At 61.8% G+C, this 17992-nt stretch carries 19 protein-coding genes and 2 tRNA genes; 9 read left to right on the forward strand and 12 right to left on the reverse strand.

Translation table 11 applies throughout. The features are described from left to right. Window positions 1-147: 147 nt before the first annotated feature. A tRNA-OTHER gene (locus NKI18_RS19635) sits at window positions 148-226 on the reverse strand. Between the two features lie 386 nt (window positions 227-612). After that, window positions 613-1716 carry an NADH:flavin oxidoreductase/NADH oxidase gene (locus NKI18_RS19640; RefSeq protein ID WP_352501621.1) on the reverse strand — a complete coding sequence of 368 codons (1104 nt, stop codon included), beginning with the start codon at window positions 1714-1716 and terminating at the stop codon, window positions 613-615. A 153-nt stretch (window positions 1717-1869) separates the two neighbouring features. Here NKI18_RS19640 and NKI18_RS19645 point away from each other — a divergent pair, with 153 nt between their 5' ends. Continuing rightward, complete coding sequence (locus tag NKI18_RS19645) at window positions 1870-2448, forward strand: NUDIX domain-containing protein (protein ID WP_352620643.1); 579 nt, start codon at window positions 1870-1872, stop codon at window positions 2446-2448. 93 nt (window positions 2449-2541) lie between these two features. Here NKI18_RS19645 and NKI18_RS19650 read toward each other — a convergent pair whose 3' ends face one another. The 4 genes from NKI18_RS19650 to NKI18_RS19665 form a co-directional block, all read right to left on the reverse strand. Then, window positions 2542-3135: a hypothetical protein gene (locus NKI18_RS19650; protein WP_352620641.1), complete on the reverse strand. Its 594-nt coding sequence runs from the start codon at window positions 3133-3135 to the stop codon at window positions 2542-2544. 30 nt (window positions 3136-3165) lie between these two features. Continuing rightward, the gene (locus tag NKI18_RS19655; protein WP_352620639.1) at window positions 3166-3498 is read right to left on the reverse strand and encodes a hypothetical protein; all 333 of its coding nucleotides are present in this window, start codon (window positions 3496-3498) and stop codon (window positions 3166-3168) included. 4 nt (window positions 3499-3502) lie between these two features. Next, complete coding sequence (locus tag NKI18_RS19660) at window positions 3503-4258, reverse strand: TIGR04255 family protein (protein WP_352620637.1); 756 nt, start codon at window positions 4256-4258, stop codon at window positions 3503-3505. A gap of 231 nt (window positions 4259-4489) precedes the next feature. Continuing rightward, window positions 4490-4575, reverse strand: a tRNA-Leu gene (locus tag NKI18_RS19665). Between the two features lie 279 nt (window positions 4576-4854). On the opposite strand from NKI18_RS19665, the gene NKI18_RS19670 reads away from it, so the two are divergent. Next, window positions 4855-5307 carry a cupin domain-containing protein gene (locus NKI18_RS19670; RefSeq protein WP_352620635.1) on the forward strand — a complete coding sequence of 151 codons (453 nt, stop codon included), beginning with the start codon at window positions 4855-4857 and terminating at the stop codon, window positions 5305-5307. A gap of 545 nt (window positions 5308-5852) precedes the next feature. Further along, complete coding sequence (ade, locus tag NKI18_RS19675) at window positions 5853-7664, forward strand: adenine deaminase (protein ID WP_352620634.1); 1812 nt, start codon at window positions 5853-5855, stop codon at window positions 7662-7664. A gap of 261 nt (window positions 7665-7925) precedes the next feature. On the opposite strand, the gene NKI18_RS19680 is transcribed toward ade, so the two are convergent. The 3 genes from NKI18_RS19680 to NKI18_RS19690 form a co-directional block, all read right to left on the reverse strand. Next, entirely contained in the window at window positions 7926-9089 is a 1164-nt protein-coding gene (locus NKI18_RS19680) for an alpha/beta hydrolase (protein WP_352620632.1), read from the reverse strand. Between the two features lie 132 nt (window positions 9090-9221). Further along, entirely contained in the window at window positions 9222-10295 is a 1074-nt protein-coding gene (locus NKI18_RS19685) for an alpha/beta hydrolase (protein ID WP_352458455.1), read from the reverse strand. Window positions 10296-10398: 103 nt separating this feature from the next. Then, on the reverse strand, window positions 10399-11793 hold the full coding sequence (locus NKI18_RS19690) for a hypothetical protein (RefSeq protein WP_352620630.1): 1395 nt from the start codon (window positions 11791-11793) through the stop codon (window positions 10399-10401). Window positions 11794-11921: 128 nt separating this feature from the next. Between NKI18_RS19690 and ilvA the strand changes: the two genes are divergently transcribed. Then, entirely contained in the window at window positions 11922-13178 is a 1257-nt protein-coding gene (gene ilvA / locus NKI18_RS19695) for a threonine ammonia-lyase IlvA (RefSeq protein WP_352620628.1), read from the forward strand. Further along, complete coding sequence (locus NKI18_RS19700) at window positions 13175-13747, forward strand: DUF1697 domain-containing protein (RefSeq protein WP_352620626.1); 573 nt, start codon at window positions 13175-13177, stop codon at window positions 13745-13747. Before ilvA ends, NKI18_RS19700 begins: the two co-directional genes overlap by 4 nt. 8 nt (window positions 13748-13755) lie before the next feature. Here NKI18_RS19700 and NKI18_RS19705 read toward each other — a convergent pair whose 3' ends face one another. Both NKI18_RS19705 and gloA read right to left on the reverse strand, forming a co-directional pair. Continuing rightward, window positions 13756-14049 carry a DUF2218 domain-containing protein gene (locus NKI18_RS19705; protein WP_352620625.1) on the reverse strand — a complete coding sequence of 98 codons (294 nt, stop codon included), beginning with the start codon at window positions 14047-14049 and terminating at the stop codon, window positions 13756-13758. A 77-nt stretch (window positions 14050-14126) separates the two neighbouring features. After that, window positions 14127-14567: a lactoylglutathione lyase gene (gloA, locus tag NKI18_RS19710; protein ID WP_352620623.1), complete on the reverse strand. Its 441-nt coding sequence runs from the start codon at window positions 14565-14567 to the stop codon at window positions 14127-14129. Window positions 14568-14782: 215 nt separating this feature from the next. Here gloA and NKI18_RS19715 point away from each other — a divergent pair, with 215 nt between their 5' ends. The 4 genes from NKI18_RS19715 (at window position 14783) to NKI18_RS19730 (ending at window position 17258) form a co-directional block, all read left to right on the forward strand. Then, window positions 14783-15379 (forward strand): cold-shock protein, encoded by a 597-nt coding sequence (locus tag NKI18_RS19715; RefSeq protein WP_502893739.1) that lies wholly within the window; start codon window positions 14783-14785, stop codon window positions 15377-15379. A 19-nt stretch (window positions 15380-15398) separates the two neighbouring features. Beyond that, window positions 15399-15962 carry a DUF192 domain-containing protein gene (locus tag NKI18_RS19720; protein ID WP_352620826.1) on the forward strand — a complete coding sequence of 188 codons (564 nt, stop codon included), beginning with the start codon at window positions 15399-15401 and terminating at the stop codon, window positions 15960-15962. Window positions 15963-15982: 20 nt separating this feature from the next. Continuing rightward, complete coding sequence (locus NKI18_RS19725; protein ID WP_352620828.1) at window positions 15983-16750, forward strand: alpha/beta fold hydrolase; 768 nt, start codon at window positions 15983-15985, stop codon at window positions 16748-16750. A gap of 136 nt (window positions 16751-16886) precedes the next feature. Then, complete coding sequence (locus tag NKI18_RS19730; RefSeq protein WP_352620829.1) at window positions 16887-17258, forward strand: hypothetical protein; 372 nt, start codon at window positions 16887-16889, stop codon at window positions 17256-17258. Between the two features lie 42 nt (window positions 17259-17300). Here the strand turns inward: NKI18_RS19730 and NKI18_RS19735 are convergent, their stop codons facing one another. Next, entirely contained in the window at window positions 17301-17915 is a 615-nt protein-coding gene (locus NKI18_RS19735) for an HD domain-containing protein (protein ID WP_352620831.1), read from the reverse strand. Window positions 17916-17992: the final 77 nt, after the last annotated feature.

The raw sequence follows: 17992 nt of genomic DNA on the forward strand, positions 1-17992 counted from the left end.
TCCCGAAGAGAAGCAAGGCCCTGCGAAAGACGTCAAAACGCCGGAGACACGCAAAAGCTCGATAGTGATTGACCTCAACACGCCGAATAGAGAAGTGTCTCAGTTTGAAAATTCTCACATGAAAAAGGCCGCTTCTGGAAGGCGGCCTACCGGCGACGGGAGTCGAACCCGCAGTCTCTCTAAAGACATGGTTTGCGATGGCCTTACCATTCGGGCGAACGCCGGCTTGCTCTATCTATCAGGCCGCACTCTTTTTGTTGTTACTCCCCTGCACCTTCCAGAGTGACAAACACTAGCGGCACTTTCTCCGCGCTTGCTGTGGCCGGCTGCGGGACATGCGTTATCTCGGTCACCGCATACATGGCCAGACTATCGCCTGATGGCATGTGTACCCGGTCACCTACTACAGGCATTGATGCGAACGTCCACATCGTTGCTTCGTTTTCAATTCTGACAAGGCATCGGACCACCGCTCAATCACTCCATCCTTTCCGGTAAGCATATAGGAGTTCGGCGCGTGGCGCGACAGTCGGCCGATGCCTAATAGCAGCCCGTCAAATTTCAAACTGAGACACTACCCGCGCCTTCCGGTGAGACGAGGAGCCGCCGTCATCAGTTCGCCGCTTTCATCCAATGCTGCATCGTCGTCACCGAGCGGGCCAGCTGCGGCGCCGGGTGGATTTTTTCGCCGAAGGTGGCCGCGGCGCGCCAGCCCCAGCGCGGATCGGCAAGGAAAGCGCGCGCCAGCGCCACCATGTCGGCGCGGCCGTCGGCGACGATCGCCTCGGCCTGTTTCGGATCGTCGATCAGACCGACGGCCCGCGTCGGGATGCCGACGGCCTTGCGCACCGCTTCGGCCAGATGAACCTGGTAGCCGGGCCCGGAGGGCAGCTTCTGCAACGGTGAATTGCCGCCGCTCGAGCAGCAGAGATAGGCGACGCCGGCTTCCTTCAGCGCTTTTGCCACTTCGATCGCATCCTCGACCTCGAAGCCGCCATCGACCCATTCCTTGATCGACAGACGCGCGCCCAGCATCAGCCTGGGCACCGCCTTCTTCACCGCCTTGGCGATCTCGACGGCGAAACGCATGCGGTTTTCCAGCGAGCCGCCCCAGCGGTCGGTGCGCCGGTTGGAGAGCGGCGACAGGAACTGGAAGATCAGATAGCCGTGCGCGGCATGCAGCTCGATGAAGTCGAAGCCGGCGCGCTCGGCCCGCCGGGCTGCTTCGGCGAAGCGTTCGATGATTTGCAGTATCTCGTCGTCCTCCAGCGCCCGCGGCACCTGCCAGCCGGTGTCGTAGGCGATGGCCGAGGCCGACACGATCGGCCACGGATCCTGATCGGCATGCAGCGGGCCGCCGCCCTCCCAGGGTTTGCGGTTCGAGGCCTTGCGGCCGGCATGGGCAAGCTGCGTGCCGAATTTCGTGCCCGGTGCGGCGACACGCTTGGCTGCATCCAGCGTGCGTCGCGCCGCCGCCTCGTTGTCCTCGGAATAGAGGCCGAGACAGCCATGCGAGATGCGGCCGCGCCGTTCGACATCGGTCATCTCGACGGTAACCATGCCGGCGCCGGACATCGCCAGGTTCATCCAGTGATAGAGATGCCAATCGCTGGCCGAGCCGTCCTCGGCCGAATACTGGCACATAGGCGCGACCGCGATGCGGTTGGGGAAGGTCAGGCCGTCGAGGGTGATCGGCTGGAAAAGCGATGAGGTCATAAAAAACTCCGGAAAGGGTTGCCGCTATTTATGCAGCCGATTGTGCCAGCGCCAGACACGAGACGGTGAACCGGCGCTCTGGACCAATTGGTGGCCCGATTGCACGAACCGCCGTTCGCGGCTACGCCTTGCCGCGGCAGCAGGGAGTCCACCATGGAAGATCGCATTCGCATCCGCTCTGAGGAAGTCCTTTCCGACGAGTGGGCGGTTTTGAAAAAGACCGTCTTCGACTACCGCCGGCGCGACGGCAAATGGGAAACGCACACCCGCCAGACCTACGATCGCGGCGACGGCGCGGTGATCCTGCCTTTCGATCCCGAGCGTTCGACGGTGCTTCTGGTGCGGCAGTTCCGCTACCCGGCCTACGTCACCGGCCACAAGGAGCCGCTGATCGAGGCCTGCGCCGGCCTGCTCGACGAAGACGATCCCGAAACCTGCATCCGAAAGGAGGCCGAGGAGGAACTCGGCTACCGTCTGAAGGACGTGCAGCGGCTGTTTTCGCCCTATATGAGCCCCGGCAGCGTGACCGAGCGGCTCTGGTTCTTCGTCGCCCGCTATTCGCCCGCCGACCGCATTTCCGACGGCGGCGGCGCCCACGACGAAGGCGAGGACATCGAAGTTCTGGAAATGCCGCTCGACGAGGCGCTGGCCGGCATCCACGACGGTCGCATCATCGACGCCAAGACGATTATTTTGATCCAGCACCTGAAGCTGAACCCGATCGGGCCTTGATCCGTGCTGGAACCTAGACGCCGCGAGCAAGCGCGGCAAACATGAGCGCCGGAAAGGCGGGCTCGCGGCCATGCCGGAGCGCAGAACAGGCAGCTATTCCGCTCGATCGAGCGCTTCGCCGAAGCGAGTGAAATGTATAGAGAATTTCATCAGTAGAATGTAAAAACCATAATTGTTGAGCCTGAAAAGGCGCTCCTTTTGGGGAGCCTCAGCGAACGAGCCTAGTGGCTGTGTGGCCACGTCATCGAACTGTACGATCGCCTCGGGCGTCCGCCTAGAAGCGGGCAGATAAAATAGCTCCGTTTTCTGTTGGCTTTTTATCGCCTGTAGGTGGTTCGAAACCTTTTCGTTTGAGAGTGTTCCCAACGAGCGCAGATGGTCAGCATACTTGCTAAGAGGAACTATTGGGGCGAACACAATATTCCGCATTCGTAGGGATTTGTTGTCCTCGTCGATGTCGCAGCTATTTGAAATTACGATTCCCGCCACGGGGTATCGCTCTGCGGTGCTAAAATCTAACTTTACAAAGCCGTTCCATCCATCGCCTTGAATCGGCCCGGCGGGCCCCTCCCAGGTAGTCGAATAGAAATTGTGATTGTCTGGATAGGATTGGATTCGCCTGCGAAGCTCCTCCTTGCTTCCATCCGTCAGATAACGTGGAAACACCTTTGCCAGTTCTTCCGGCAAGAGACCTGCAGTCGATGAGACGTTGGACATCTAAAGCAGTGTGTAAAAATCGGATCGTCTATCGTACAAGGCAGGCAAAAACTCCTCCTCAACATCCGTCTGTGCGGAGGCCAACTTCCGGAAAAAGGAATTCAAATCGGAGGCAAGAAGTTCATCAGCTTCAACAGCGGCGCGTACGGTCATTCTGGGCGCATAACTGGAATCGCTCCTCTCGTACGTGACGAGGATTTGACGCGGCGCAACTTGAGCATGCGCAGAAGATAGAGGCGTGGCGCATTGAGCTAGCGCTGCAAGCAACGCCAGAGCCCCCTGCGACGTCATAGTTGAGCTGGTTTGCACAGGCATTGTCGTCGCAAACATCATCGAGCTATTCCCACTTTGGTCCGAATGCCTTTAAGGTTCTGTCGTTCAGCATCCCAAAAAATACCTTTTTCTCATCGGCATGAACCATGTCGATGATATCTGAAAAATCCCGCCAAAAATCTTCGAGAGAACTCGTCAAAATGCAATCAACATCCAACAAAATGCCGCTTAATTTGGTGTCTGAAACGCTGTCTTTGATTTCGATGAGGGCTGAATTCGCTACCTGTATGATTGCAAGTGCACCATCGTCCAATATAGTTTCCACACGCAAGTGGAAACCGTCCTCTTTTATTTTAAAATTCCCGACCGAGCCCGACACATTGAGTACGTCCATAACTGAATTGCTTCCTGTGCCTTCCAGAATATTGACGTAGCGGAGGGAACAACGATCGACCGTTGAGACCAATCCAGTGTCTCGAACGGTACTGAGGATCTCACATATCAATTCTTTAAAGGCTTTCCAGCCCCAATATGGGTGCACCAACTCGATAACCAAAGAGCGCTCGGCGAAATTGATGTTCGAACGTTTGCCAACAAGGCTTTTCAGGCCTTGGTATTCGATGTTTGGCAACTGCGCTCGAAGGGCGGCTGGCATTTCTCCTGCCGGTAGCGTCACCACCCTGTCGTAGCGTCCGCGAAGTTTCGTAAACATCAGTCCGGGCAGAATGTCAGAAATTCCCGTCACGTCCGATGAGAACCTAATCTCAAAAACCGCATTGGCGATTGGGTCTCTCTCGAGCGCAACTGGGAGCTTGGTCATTTCAATCTATGCTCACTGCGTCGCCGATTCGTATCAGTGTGCGAGCCCAAGGAAGCAAGGCGCACAACTTTGCACCGGTCAATCCCGAAAACAGATAAATCATTGCAAATCTATCTTCATTTGAGCCGCCATATGAATCAGTAGGTACTTTCGCCCAGCCCGCCAGCGACCTTTCCAAGACGCTTCAACCTTTATCGGAGCGCTGTCAAATTTTCTAAACGTTTTCAACTCTGGTGCGGACGACGGGAATCGAACCCGTACGATCAGAGATCGAGGGATTTTAAGTCCCTTGCGTCTACCAATTCCGCCACGTCCGCAGGCCAGCCCTTTTCAGCCGCCAGCCAAAGGCCGTCAAGCCGTCTTCTGCCGTCGACAAATCTGGCACCGGAAGCTAGCGAGGCCGATCACCTACAGTGGTGCAAACAAAATCGTTTCACCTGGGAAATGTTTTTAGCGGCAGCTTCCGCGGCTACCGCGAATGCGCGTCCCCCGTTCGCAGGATGCGTTCGGGCGCTCTGCCCTGGTAGGCTCGAAGTGGCAAGTGGATCGGCGCTCCGATACTCGACGCCGTCCTCTACAAACACTGGGAGATTGTCATGCTCAAGCTTGCCTCTGCCCTGGCACTGCTGCTTGTTGGGACGGCGCCTCTGTTTGCCGATGAGATGCCGATGAACGCCAAAGACATCAAATGGGGTCCTGCTCCAGCTGTCATTCCCGCTGGCGCGGAAATGGCTGTTGTCGCTGGAGATCCCTCAAAGGACGGCGCCTATGTGCTGCGGTTGAAGACACCCGCCGGCTACAAAATTGCCGCACATAACCATCCCACCACGGAATACGTAACGGTGCTTTCCGGCAACTTCCATATTGGAATGGGCGATAAGCTCGACGAGGCGAAAGGTGTCGAACTGACTGCTGGCGGCTTCGGCGTCGCGCCGGCCGGAATGAATCACTTCGCCTGGACGACAAGCGAAACGATTATCCAGGTTCATGGCGAGGGGCCATTCAAGATCACCTACGTCAACCCGGCGGACGACCCAAGCAAAAAGTGACAGTTCGGGATCGAATTGAGTGAACCGGCCGAAGGCTCGAACGATGGAGTGCGTCAAACTCCGCGACCGTCGATTCGGAAGGATCCTCTAACGAGACGAAAGCTGATTGGCCGCAACGGAATCGTATTCCGCCTGGGCCATTTGCCATGAATGGCGCAATAACAAAAAACCCGTCTCGGGAGGACGGGTCGTTGGAGCCAATTGGCACCATACCCAAATTAGTAGCATAGCTGCCGGCACAAAGCAAGAACAAAGTTGCTGTGGCCGGCACAAAATGCCCTTGACGATTGGCGAAAGCCATGGCGCATCGATCTCCCTCCTTGAGGGGGAGATGGCCGGCAGGCCAGAGGGGGTCGTCGCGCATCGAGCGCCAGCCTGTTTTGTTCGCGGTAAAGGTTCGCGTCAGGACGTCCCGACCCCCTCTGTCGCCTTCGGCGACATCTCCCCCTCAAGGGGGGAGATCTGCAACTTCGCCGTCCGCGCTTACTTCCTCGCTGGTCAAAATCCTCGCGGCTTGGCACAGTCGGGCAAAGAGGAGCCTGTTGATGCCGAAGACCGCCAATGCGACGAAACCAAAACCCTGGGCCGAGATGGCGACGCATCTGGTCGATGTCGCTATGGGCCGCAAACCCGCCGATCTCGTCATCCGCAACGGGCGCTGGGTCAACGTCCATTCGGGCGAGATCATCGCCGGCACCGACATCGCCATTGCCGGCGGCCGCTTTGCCTATTGCGGGCCGAACGCCGGCCATGCCATCGGCCAGGGGACCAAGGTGGTCGATGCCGGCGGCCGCTATCTGGTGCCGGGGCTTTGCGACGCGCATATGCATGTCGAGAGCGGCATGGTGACGGTGACGGAATTCTGCCGCGCGGTGATCCCGCATGGCACAACTTCGATGTTCATCGATCCGCATGAGATCGCCAACGTGCTCGGCCTGCCGGGCGTGCGGCTGATGCATGACGAGGCCGTCGCCATGCCGGTCAACGTGCTCGTGCAGATGCCGTCCTGCGTGCCCTCCGCCCCGGGGCTCGAGCATGCCGGCGCCGAGCTGACCGTCGCCGACGTTGCCGAGGCGATGACCTGGGAGAACATCATCGGGCTCGGCGAGGTGATGAATTTTCCGGGCGTCGCCGCCAATGATCCGGTGATGTCGGGCGAGATCGCGGCGACGGTGAGGGCCGGCAAGACCGTCGGCGGGCATTATGCCTCGCGCGATCTCGGCCTGCCGTTTCACGGCTACGTCGCCGGCGGCCCGGAGGATGACCACGAAGGCACGCGCGCCGAGGACGCCATCGCGCGCGTCCGCCAGGGCATGAAGGCGATGCTGCGGCTGGGCTCGGCCTGGTACGACGTGGCCTCGCAGATCAAGGCGGTGACCGAGAGCGGCCTCGACCCGCGCAACTTCATCCTGTGCACCGACGACAGCCATTCCGGTACGCTGGTGCACGAAGGCCATATGGACCGGGTCGTGCGCCACGCCATCAGCCAAGGGCTGACGCCGGTGACGGCGATCCAGATGGCGACGCTCAACACCGCCCAGCATTTCCGGCTGGAGCGCGAGATCGGCTCGATCGCGCCGGGACGGCTCGCCGATCTGCTGATCATCTCCGACCTGGCCGAAATGACCATCGACGAGGTCTATGGCCGCGGCGTCAGGCTGGCCAAGGGCGGCAAGCTCGAAATTGACATTCCGGCCTACAACTATCCGAAGACGGCGAAGAACACCGTCAAGCTCGGCAGGAAGCTCAAGGCCGGCGACTTCGACATCGCGGCACCCATGGGCGCCAACGAGGTGCGGGTGCGCGTCATCGGCGTCATCGAAAACCAGGCGCCGACGCGGGCGCTGGAGGCCGATCTTGCCGTCGAGGACGGGCTGGTCGCCATGGACCGCCGCAACGATATCTGCCAGATCGCGCTGATCGAGCGTCACAAGGGCACCGGCGGCGTCACCAACGCCTTCGTCTCCGGCTTCGGCTATATCGGCGACTGCGCCATGGCCTCGAGCGTGGCGCATGATGCCCACCACATCATCGTCGTCGGCACCAACAAGCAGGATATGGCTCTGGCCGTGAACCGGCTGGGCGAGGTCGGCGGCGGCGTCGTGCTGTTCTCCAAGGGCAAGGAGCTGGCGCTGGTCGAGATGCCGATCGCCGGGCTGATGTCGGACGAGCGCGCCGAAATCGTCGCCGCCAAGGCGGACCAACTCAGCGACGCCATGCGCCAGATGGGCTGCTCGCTCAACAACGCCTACATGCAGCACTCGCTGCTGGCGCTGGTCGTCATCCCCGAGCTCAGGATTTCCGACGTCGGCCTGATCGACGTGACGACTTTCCAGAAGGTTGATTTGTTCGTTTGAAGAATCACTGAACCCTGGAGGGACAGCGCCCCCCTCTGTCCTGCCGGACATCTCCCCCTCAAGGGGGGAGATTGGCAGTTTCGTCGACAGCGCGTTGTTCGTCAGAGTTGGAGATTGGCGAAAGCCGAAAGTGGCGGCCAATCTCCCCACTAGAGGGGGAGATGTCCGGCAGGACAGAGGGGGGCGCGAAGGATCGCTACAGGGCGTTTTTATTGACTCGCGGCCAACCACCAACGTTGCCGATTGGCAGCAGAGGTCTGCTCACCCGCCGGTGGCGATGGTCAGCACTTTGAACGGCGTGGTGATGACGATTTCGGCGACCGAGCCGACGGCCTTGCCGAGGCCCTGGCCGAGATTGTCGAGCTGGGCCGGCGCGGTCTCTTCGGAGGCGAGGCCCGCCGGGGCGCGCAGGCGGTCGCCGAGCAGCTGCACCAGGAACGGGTTGTCGGCGAATTTGGCGTGGTTCAGCCGGTCGCCGCCCTTGGTCTTGGTCAGGTCGACCACCGAGACGCCATAGCTGGCGAGGTCGGCCGCGTCGCCATAGTCGCCGACGCGTGGCTTGTCGCCGGAGATCAGGGTCGACAGCCTGAGCGCCCGGTCGTCGCCCGAAAGCAGCACGGCGAACGGCTTGTCGGGCTTGCCGTAGCGGATCATCTGCTTCTTGAACACGTCGACGTCGATGTCGGGTGAGGCCAGGATGACGTAGCCGAGCTTGCCGCCGAGGTCGCGGTCGCCGGTGATGGCAAGCTGGCGCAATGCTTCCATGGTCACCCAGGTCCCCATCGAATGGGCAATGATGTCGATGCTCTTGGCGCGGCTCTTGGCGAGCATGCGCAGCGTCGCTTCGAGATCGTCGCGCGCCGCATTGGCGCTTTCCTTGTCGTAGATGTAGCCGGTCGTCTTGCCGCTCGACGCCCACGAAAACAGCACCGGCGTGCCCGGATATTTCGTGTCATGCGCGATCTGCGTCAGCCGGTAGATACCGTCGTCGAAGCCGTTGTTGAAGCCGTGCACGAAAACCAGCGCGCGGTCGCCGCGCATCGCGATATCGGCGCCGACCGCCTTGGCGAATTGCGGCGCGCCTTCGTAGAAGGTGACGCCGGTCGCCGTGAAATCCTTCGCCGGATCGCTGTTGGCCGAGCCCTTGACCCGCTCGATGGCGCCGAGCTGGTGAATTTTGGGCACCGTCACCTCGACGCTGGCAAAGCTGGTGGTCGGCGAACGGTCGCCGTCGAACACCTGCCGGGGCTCTTTCATTGCCTTTTGCCGGGTTGTGGCGACGAAGATCTTGTGCGTCGCGGCAATGTCGGAAGCAGGCACGGTGATTGTCGTCTTGTTGAGCAGATCGTGCGTGTTCTGGCCGGCGCAGCCTGCCAGCGCGAGCGCGAACGCAACGACGAGAAAGATCTTCGAAGGCACGGTCACGCGGGCTCCCGCAAAGGCGACGTCGAGCCGGAGACGTCTTGGCCTATTCGATAGAGGCAGAGCCCGGCACGGTCCAGTTCAAACTGTTCCGATGGTGCGGCAATGGTCAACAATCACTGCCGCGCAATGCAGCTATTGTCCGACCGAGGCGATCCGGTCGGTCACCTCGCGGTCGCTGGCAAACCCGTCATCCTCGCGCAGCTTCTGGCCGATCAACTGCACCAATTCCGGATTGTCCGCGAATTTGGTGTGGTTGAAGCGGTCGGCTCCCTTGACGCTGGAGAGATCGACGACCGACACGCCATAGCTGGCGAGGTCGGCGGCGTCCTTGTAGTCGCCAACGCGCGGCCGCGCGCCGGCTATCAGGCCGGAGAGCCGCAGCGCCCGGTCGTCGTCGGAGAGCAGCAGGATGAACGGCTTGTCCGGCTTGCCGTAGCGGCGCATCTGGCTCTTGAACACGTCGACGTCGATGTCGGGCGAGGCCAGCACGACGTCGCCGAGCTTGCCGCCGAGATCGCGGTCGCCGGTGATGGCGAGCTGGCGCAGCGCCTCCATGGTGACCCAGGTTCCCAGCGAATGGGCAACGATGTCGATGCGCCGCGCGCCGGTCTGCGCCAGCATTCTCAGCGTCACTTCCAGCTGGTCGCGGGCAACGCTGGCGCTTTCCTTGTCGTAGACATAATCGGTGGTCTTGGCGCCCGACGCCCAGGAAAACAGCACCGGCGTGCCCGGATAGCCGGAATCATGGGTGATCTGGGTGACGCGGTAGACCGCGTCGTCGAAGCCGGTGTTGTAGCCGTGGACGAAGACCATGACGCGGCCGCCGCGCGCCGCGATGTCGGCGCTGAGCGCGCTGGAGAATTTCGGCTGGGTGTCGTATCCGACGACCTCGGAAGCCATGAAGTATTTGGCCGGATCGTCCGACTTGCCGCGCGAGCGCCGCTCGATCTGGCCTGTCTTGTGGATACCGGGGACGGTGACGTTGACGCGGGCATAGTTCAGCGTCGCCGAGCGCTCGCCGTCGAAGACCTTGTCGGGATCGTCGGAGCGCTTGCGCGTGGTTGCGATGAAGATCGAGTGGTTGCCGGCGATTTCCGTCACCGGCACCGCCATCATGGCGCTGCCGAGCAGTTCCTCGGTTTGGCGCCCGCCGCAGCCGGCGAGCAGCGCGGCAATGAGAATGATGCAAATCGTCTTCAAGGGCACTTAAGCAATTCCACTCCGGCCTGACCAAAGGCCCATCCACCTCCGCCGCACCTCCCGGACAGGCCAAGTGCGGCGGAAGTAAGTCGCAGGCGCCGAAATGCGCTCAGCGCCTCGCGACTGCCATCGCACTGTTGCGCGAAAGCCAGAACGGCGGCAGGAACGCCGGAATGTTGGAAAACGGCAGCACTTCCGGCTTCAGCCTTATGCCGAGCACGTCGGTCATGAAGGCGCGGCGCGCCTCGATGCGGCGCCAGGCTTCGGGATAGCGCGCGGCGATCTCTTCGCGCAGCGCCTCGTCGGCCAGCGCGATGCCGTCCTCGATGTTGGTGGTGAAATAGTCGGTGCCGGTCGCCGGGATGATGTCGACCTGCAAGGCCATGCCCGACTTCAATCTGATGTCGGAGCCGGAAAATACCGGCGAATGCATCCATTCGTCGATATGGATGAGATGGCCGGGGTTGAGCGCTACGCCGAAGAACCGATCGCCGATGCGGTCGTGCACCGCTTGCCACAACGCGCCGCCGGGAACGCCGATGCCGACCGTCTCGTACCAGTCGACGACGGCGCAGAAATAGGGCGCGACCAGCTTCTCGACATAGTCCTGGATGCCCCTCGGAAGCTCGGCCGCGTCCTCGACCAGAAAACCGGCGCGGGCATTGAGCGAGCCCTGGATGCCATAGGCCATGGTGATCGGGTCGCCGCGCTTGATGATGTCGAGGCGCGGGCTCGGCAGGCCATAGGCCGCACGCTTGCCGGCCGACAGCATCGGGTGACAGCATTGCGGCAGCCCGTTGATGCCCATCAGCCGCGCCGCCTGCAATTCGGTCATGCCGGGTTCGATGCCTTGCAGGACATTGCGCAGGCCTTGCGAGGAATAGGTCGCGGCGAATTCGAACGCCGCCAGTTGGTCGGCCTCATTGATGGCGCGCAGACCGTCGGCGGGGTTCATCAAAAGGTTCGCCGCGTTGACGACCGTGCCCCTGTCGCCGGCAAGGCTGCGCAACGTGTCGGCGATGAAGGACGGCAGGTCGAGCGTCGTTTCGCCAAAACCCGCATCGCCGGGGCCGAGCGGTTTCCAGCCGATGGCGCCGATACGCTGGCCGGGCTTCAGGCCGCAATCGGCAAGGATGTCGGAAAGCGCCTGCGAGCGGTCGCGCGGCTGCGCCGGCAGCGAAAACGTTTGGTAGAGCACGCGCTCGTACGGCCCATCGCAGATCTCGGCATAGCCCCAGCCCTCGTTGCCGACCAGCAGTTTCGGCGGCTTGCCGGGAACGATGACCAGCAGCGTCTCCTCGAAGCGCGGATCGTAGCCGCAGAGATAGGCGACATTGGCCGCATGTTCGCGGTCGCCATAGACGACGAAGGCATCGAACCCGCCGCGCGCGACCAGTGCCGCGATGCGGACCTCATAGGTGGCGCGCGTAACCAGCGGCATCACCGTCGGCTCGCCGAATTCCGGCAGCGACACGGTTTTCCGGGCAACCGATGCGACAGGCATGAGCAAACGCCCCCAAATGCTTACGTTGATTCCGGAAATGCCCCTTCGGGGCGGCCGGACAATGGCTTCACGAGGCCGGATATGCAATAGCGGGACCGAACTCGCGTAGCCTGTGGAGTGCTCTTGCCATGACTAGTTTCTCCTCTCGCGTCGCTGCCGCCGCTGCCGCGATCCGCGAGATCTTTCCCGAAACGCCGCTGCAGGAAAACGACTATCTGTCGAAGAAGACCGGCGCGCGGGTGCTGCTGAAGCGCGAGGACCTGACGCCGGTGCGCTCCTACAAGATCCGCGGCGCCTTCAACTTCTTCCGCAAGATGCTCGCCGCCGGCAACGCTGCCGAGCTGTTCGTCTGCGCTTCGGCCGGCAATCACGCGCAGGGCTTTGCCTTCGTCTGCCACCATTTCGGCAAGAAGGGCGTCGTCTTCATGCCGGTGACCACGCCGCAGCAGAAGATCGACAAGACGCGGCTGTTCGGCGGCGTCTTCGTCGAGATCAGGCTGGTCGGCGATTTTTTCGACGACTGCTACCGCGCCGCACTCGAATTCACCGAAACTGCCGGCGCCCACATGGTGCCGCCGTTCGACCATAAGGACATCATCGAAGGGCAGGCGACCGTCGCCTACGAAATATCAAGCCAGATGCCCGGTGCGCGCATGGCTGATATCGTCATGCTGCCGGTCGGCGGCGGCGGCCTGGCCGCCGGCGTCACCCATTATTTCGCCGACCAGCAGCGAGAAACACGTTTCGTCTTTTGCGAGCCGGCCGGTGCCCCGAGCCTGAGCGAGAGCCTCGCCACCGGAAAGCGGGTCAAGCTCGCCAAGGTCGACAATTTCGTCGACGGCGCAGCGGTGGCCGAGATCGGCCGCGAGCCGCTGCGCCACCTCAGGGAGTTTGCCGCCGACACCGTGCGGCTGATCCCGGAAAACCGGCTCTGCGCGACCATGATCGAAATGCTCAATGTCGAAGGCGTCGTGCTCGAGCCGGCCGGCGCGCTGGCGATCGATGCGCTCAAAGATTTTTCCAGGAAGGAAATCAGGGGCAAGACCATCGTTGCCGTGGTGTCGGGCGGCAATTTCGATTTCGAGCGGCTGCCGGATGTGAAGGAACGGGCGCTGCGCTTCGAGGGCTTGAAGAAATACTTCATCATCCGCTTTCCGCAACGGCCCGGCGCGCTGCGCGATTTCCTCGAATTGCTGGGTCCCGACGACGACATCGCCCGCTTCGAATATTTGAAGAAATCGGCGCGCAATTTCGGTTCGGTGCTGATCGGCATCGAAACCAAGGACCGCCGCAATTTCGACCTGCTCAAGGCGAATTTCGACGCCGAGAGCGTCCATTACCAGGACATCACAGACAACGAGACGCTCGCCGGGTTCATCATATGAGCAGCAACGATCTTCCGAACGCTCCGGCGAACGTTTTTATCGCGCTGTTTTCCGGCATCAACGTCGGCGGCAACCGCATCGTCAAGATGGCGGAACTCAGGTCATTTTTCGAGCATCTCGGCTTCTCCGATGTCGCCACCTATGTGCAGAGCGGCAACGCCGTGTTCCGGTCGCCAGATGGCGATGCGGCGACGCTGACCAAGCGGTTGGAAGCGGAATTCGAGAAGAAATGGGGGTTCCATTCACGCATCATGGTGCGCGATCTCGGCTGGCTCGAGCGGCTGGCGGCGGACAATCCCTATCCGGAAGTGGCCGGCGAGCCGACCAAGCTGCATGCCTATGCGCTGGAGCGCCGGCCGACCGCCGAGGAGGTCGCCCGGCTGGCGGAAAAATGCACCGGGCCAGAACGCTTCGAGATCAAGGGCGACGTGCTCTACCTGCATGCGCCTGACGGGCTCGGCAAATCGGTGTTTGCCAATCTCATTCCGCGCGTTCTGAAGGTGCCGGGCACGGCGCGCAATTGGCGCACCGTGCTGATGCTGCTGGACATGGCCCAGGCCGGCGGTTGACAGGTCGTCTACGCGGCCGGAGCGCGTTTCCAGTCGAATGCCAGGTCTTCACGGAAGGCGAAGCGCTTGATGTGCTCGGCGACGACCGTTTCCAGGCGCTCGAGCGAGCCGGCTTCATCGGTCGTCACTGCAATGTGCAGCGCAGCCGGGTCGGCATCGAGAACCGTGCGGCCGAGCGTCAGATCGATGGTGCCGTGGTTCGGGTCGAATTCGACGGGAAACTTGTGCGCCCAATGTTTGCACAGCTGCTGCAGATAGCGGCTGGCATGTTCGGTGGCGACGTCGACATGGCTGGTCGGCATGAATGAATTCTCCTTGGGAATACGGACGCGAAAACCGAACCAGGGCCGCCTGCGTTCGTTCAACATGGCGTGATCGGTTACCAGCTGCCGGTGTTCGGCATCGACGCCCACGGCTCGGCCGTCGGCTTGGCCGGACCTTTCTGCAACAGCTCGATCGAGATGCCGTCCGGCGATTTGACGAACGCCATGTTGCCGTCGCGCGGCGGCCGGTTGATGGTAACGCCATTGTCCATCAGCCGCTGACAGGTGGCGTAGATATCGTCGACCTCATAGGCGAGATGGCCGAAATTGCGGCCGCCCTTGTAGTCTTCCGGGTCCCAATTGTAGGTCAGCTCGACCAGCGGCGCTTTCTCGCTGATGCCGCTTTGCTCGTCTTCGGGGGCGGCGAGGAAGATCAGCGTGTAGCGGCCCTGCTCGTTTTCATGGCGGCGCACTTCCTTGAGGCCAAGCTTGTTGCAGTAGAAATCGAGCGAAGCATCGATGTCGGCGACGCGGACCATGGTGTGCAGATAGCGCATGATTTCCTCCTTATGTTGCGTTGCGGCGCAACATAGGGGCGGCCCGGCCAAAGGGCAATTGGCCACGTTTGCCGGCGCCGGCAAACGGCAAATCCGCTATTCCTGTATGGAACCGTGAAAAAAGGCACGTCAGGTCTTGCACACACCGGAAGCCGCGGTGTTAATCTGATACCAAGAATCAGTTGCGGTGTTTGTTGAAAAAAGGGGGCGTTCTTATGGGGGAAAAGGCCTCTTTCATGGGGCGGGACGGGGCCGGTAACGATGCGTTGAAGCGGGATGAGAGCGCCGATACGGCCGATCTCGTCGAAATCGCCGGCGCCATCAAATGGTTCGATGTGGCCAAGGGCTACGGTTTCATCCTTCCCGATGATGGTACTTCGGGCGACATCCTCCTCCATGTGACATGCCTTCGAAAGGACGGTTTTCAGACCGCCCTGGAAGGCGCCCGCGTCGTCTGCCTAGTCAAGCAGGGCGAGCGCGGGCTGCAGGCTTTCCGCGTGCTCTCGATGGATGTCACCACGGCGGTGCATCCGGCGGAGATGCAGGAGCAGCGCACCCATGTCGCGGTGACGCCGGAAAGCGGCCTCGAACGGGCGCTGGTCAAATGGTTCAACCGCACCAAGGGGTTCGGCTTTCTGACCCGGGGCGAGGGCACCGAGGACATTTTCGTCCACATGGAGACGCTGCGCCGCTACGGCATCACCGAACTCCGGCCGGGCCAGGTGGTGCTGGTCCGCTTCGGACGCGGCGACAAAGGCCTTATGGCTGCCGAAATTCACCCCGATATGGGTACCTTGCCGGTCTCGCATTAGTTCCGGCCGAGGATTTCATATGGCTCACAGGAACCGGGTGACGGCGGGCGCGCTCTGCGCCGGGATTTTCCTCATCGTCGCCGCAAGTGCGTTCTTCTATTTTCAGCAACCGAGTTCCGCCGACGGCAAGGCGATGATCCTTCCCGTCGATCCGGCGCCGCTGGTCGCGGTGACGAAGGCCGGCGAGCGTTCTTTTTCCGTCGAAATCGCCGATACGCCCGCCGAGCGCGAAGCCGGCCTGATGTTCCGCCGCCACATGGCCGACAATCACGGCATGCTGTTCGTGTTCGGCGCGCCGCAGGATGTGAGTTTCTGGATGAAGAACACGCCGATGCCGCTCGACCTGATCTTCGTCGGCCAGGACGGCCGGATCCGGGCGATCGAGCAAGGCGAGCCGCAGTCGGAGGCGATCATCTCGCCGGACGAACCTGTGCGCTTTGTGCTCGAGCTCAAGGCAGGCACCGCCGCCAAAAAGGGCATTAAGGACGGCGACCTGCTGCGCCATCCCGCCATCGGCACGGCGCCGGGGCCGGCCATGCCGCCGCCCGACAAGGGCGATGCGCCGAGTGTCGATTCCGACTGAGCGGGCAGGATCTTCGGCCGATGCAGTTCTTCTCCCATGACGGTTTCGACCTTGCTTTCCTTGACCGCCAGCCGGCATCGGGGCAGGGCGATCCGGTGCTGATGATCCACGGCTTTGCCTCGAGCCATTACGTCAACTGGGTGTCGCCCGGCTGGTTCAAGACGCTGAACGACGCCGGCTACCGTGCCATCGCCTTCGACAATCGCGGCCATGGGTCGTCGTCGAAGAGCTATGACGAAGCCGACTACACGCCGGCAAAAATGGCGTCGGACGCGGCAGCGCTTTTGAACCATCTCGGCATCGAACGCGCTCATGTCATGGGTTATTCGATGGGCGCGCGCATATCGGCCTTCCTGGCGCTCTCCGACCCGGAGAAGGTGGCGACGCTGGTCTTCGGCGGTCTCGGCATCGGCATGGTCGACGGCGTCGGCGACTGGGATCCGATAGCCGACGCCCTTCTGGCCGACGATCCGGCAGGCACCAGCGATCCGCGCGGCCGCTCGTTCCGCGCCTTCGCCGATCAGACCCGCAGCGATCGCCGCGCGCTCGCCGCCTGCATCGCCACCTCGCGCGAATTGCTGAGCGAGGCCGACATTGCCCGCATTGCCCAGCCGACCTTGATTGCGGTGGGAACCAAGGACGACATCGGCGGCTCGCCGGATGAACTCGCCGCTTTGATGCCCAACGCCAGGGCTTTTCACATCGAAGGCCGCGACCATATGCTGGCGGTCGGCGACAAGACCTTCAAGCAGCGCGTGCTGGAGTTTTATGCCGAGCATCGGTTTTGATGGATGGCTCCCCAAAAGCGGCCATTGGGCCTGAAGCTGGGGTTCTTAGCGGTTTTGCAACGATACGGAAGTAACTAAGCGTGACGCGTGGATCGGTTCAAACCCGCCACGCGCTGAACGAGGGGCAGAGGGTACGATGGCACAATGGGGAAGAAGCGACGCCGCTTTGCTGGGCGTCGTTGCGAAAAGCAGGTTCGGCGAATGGTCGGTTGTTCTAGGGCTGGCTGCATTGGTGGCAGGCGCGATAGCGATCACCGCGTTGATGGCAATGCCGAGCGACGCGTCCGTGCTTATCCAGCACAGTGTGACAGGCTTCTTCATGGCGGTATTTTTCCTGGTCGGGCCATTGGCGCATCTTACCGGCGCGGTCTTCGGGCTGATGGCGCTGGGTCGTCCAAACGACAATCGTTTGCTCGGCCTGGCTGGCATCGTGGTCAACGGCGCGTCGCTTGCCGCCGGGGTGTTCATGCTGTGGGCAATGGCATCGACCATAGGCGCGTTTACGTGATTTCGGGCAAATCTTCCGGACGCAAGTGGCCGACGCGTCGGGCTACGATCGGCGCGGGCTGTGCCCCAACGCCCTGAGCGAGCGCGCCATGTTATGCCGGGCCTGGGTTTCGAAGCGCCGGCGGAATTCCTCGCTGTGGAAGATATGCGGACGCGCGAGGAAGCCCTCTAGCACTGCGGCACGGCCGGCCCGCCACATCGGCTCATCGACCCACTTATATTCGCGGCGGACCGCCTGTTCATAAGCGTCGAACGCCTCGGGCGCAGCACCCAGGATCGCCAGGTCCATGTCGAGGAACAGCGCCGCGTCGCGAACCGAATGCTGGTCGCCAAGGGGCGGCAATTCGTGGCCGGCGGTGGCAGTGATCATCGCCGCGATGTGGCCGAGGCGTTGTGCATCGGCGCGGCCGGCGAGCTTTGTCTCGGCAAGTGCGGCACTCCTCGCCTCATTGTCCTTGGCGCGGCTGTCGTAGATCGCGTCGTGAAACCAGATCGCCGCTTCGACTGCTTCAGGATCATGCAGCAATGCCTTGTAATCGTTGGCTAGCGCTAGCATCGCCTCGATATGGCCAAGGTCGTGGTAGTGGCGATCTTCGGCCTCATACAGCGCGGAAAGCTCGCGCTTCAGGGTCTCGTCCATCAAGGTTGCGTTTTCCATGGCTGCTTGAAATTCCGCCAACCAAATCCATTTGACGAAGCACTAAGGAAAATTGAGTTCACCCGTGCTATGATCTG

This window comes from Mesorhizobium sp. M0800 (assembly GCF_040320095.1).
GTDB lineage: Bacteria > Pseudomonadota > Alphaproteobacteria > Rhizobiales > Rhizobiaceae > Mesorhizobium.

Bases quoted from the DNA above. Each gene is read 5' to 3' on its own strand.
- gloA (WP_352620623.1), bottom strand. From the start codon at position 14,567: ATGCGCTATCTGCACACCATGGTCCGCGTCGCCGACATCGATGCTTCG.
- ilvA (WP_352620628.1), top strand. From the start codon at position 11,922: ATGACTAGTTTCTCCTCTCGCGTCGCTGCCGCCGCTGCCGCGATCCGC.
- NKI18_RS19730 (WP_352620829.1), top strand. From the start codon at position 16,887: ATGGCACAATGGGGAAGAAGCGACGCCGCTTTGCTGGGCGTCGTTGCG.
- NKI18_RS19640 (WP_352501621.1), bottom strand. From the start codon at position 1,716: ATGACCTCATCGCTTTTCCAGCCGATCACCCTCGACGGCCTGACCTTC.
- NKI18_RS19690 (WP_352620630.1), bottom strand. From the start codon at position 11,793: ATGCCTGTCGCATCGGTTGCCCGGAAAACCGTGTCGCTGCCGGAATTC.
- NKI18_RS19720 (WP_352620826.1), top strand. From the start codon at position 15,399: ATGGCTCACAGGAACCGGGTGACGGCGGGCGCGCTCTGCGCCGGGATT.
- NKI18_RS19735 (WP_352620831.1), bottom strand. From the start codon at position 17,915: ATGGAAAACGCAACCTTGATGGACGAGACCCTGAAGCGCGAGCTTTCC.
- NKI18_RS19670 (WP_352620635.1), top strand. From the start codon at position 4,855: ATGCTCAAGCTTGCCTCTGCCCTGGCACTGCTGCTTGTTGGGACGGCG.
- NKI18_RS19700 (WP_352620626.1), top strand. From the start codon at position 13,175: ATGAGCAGCAACGATCTTCCGAACGCTCCGGCGAACGTTTTTATCGCG.
- NKI18_RS19645 (WP_352620643.1), top strand. From the start codon at position 1,870: ATGGAAGATCGCATTCGCATCCGCTCTGAGGAAGTCCTTTCCGACGAG.
- NKI18_RS19655 (WP_352620639.1), bottom strand. From the start codon at position 3,498: ATGATGTTTGCGACGACAATGCCTGTGCAAACCAGCTCAACTATGACG.
- NKI18_RS19725 (WP_352620828.1), top strand. From the start codon at position 15,983: ATGCAGTTCTTCTCCCATGACGGTTTCGACCTTGCTTTCCTTGACCGC.
- NKI18_RS19715 (WP_502893739.1), top strand. From the start codon at position 14,783: ATGGGGGAAAAGGCCTCTTTCATGGGGCGGGACGGGGCCGGTAACGAT.
- NKI18_RS19660 (WP_352620637.1), bottom strand. From the start codon at position 4,258: ATGACCAAGCTCCCAGTTGCGCTCGAGAGAGACCCAATCGCCAATGCG.
- NKI18_RS19705 (WP_352620625.1), bottom strand. From the start codon at position 14,049: ATGCCGACCAGCCATGTCGACGTCGCCACCGAACATGCCAGCCGCTAT.
- ade (WP_352620634.1), top strand. From the start codon at position 5,853: ATGCCGAAGACCGCCAATGCGACGAAACCAAAACCCTGGGCCGAGATG.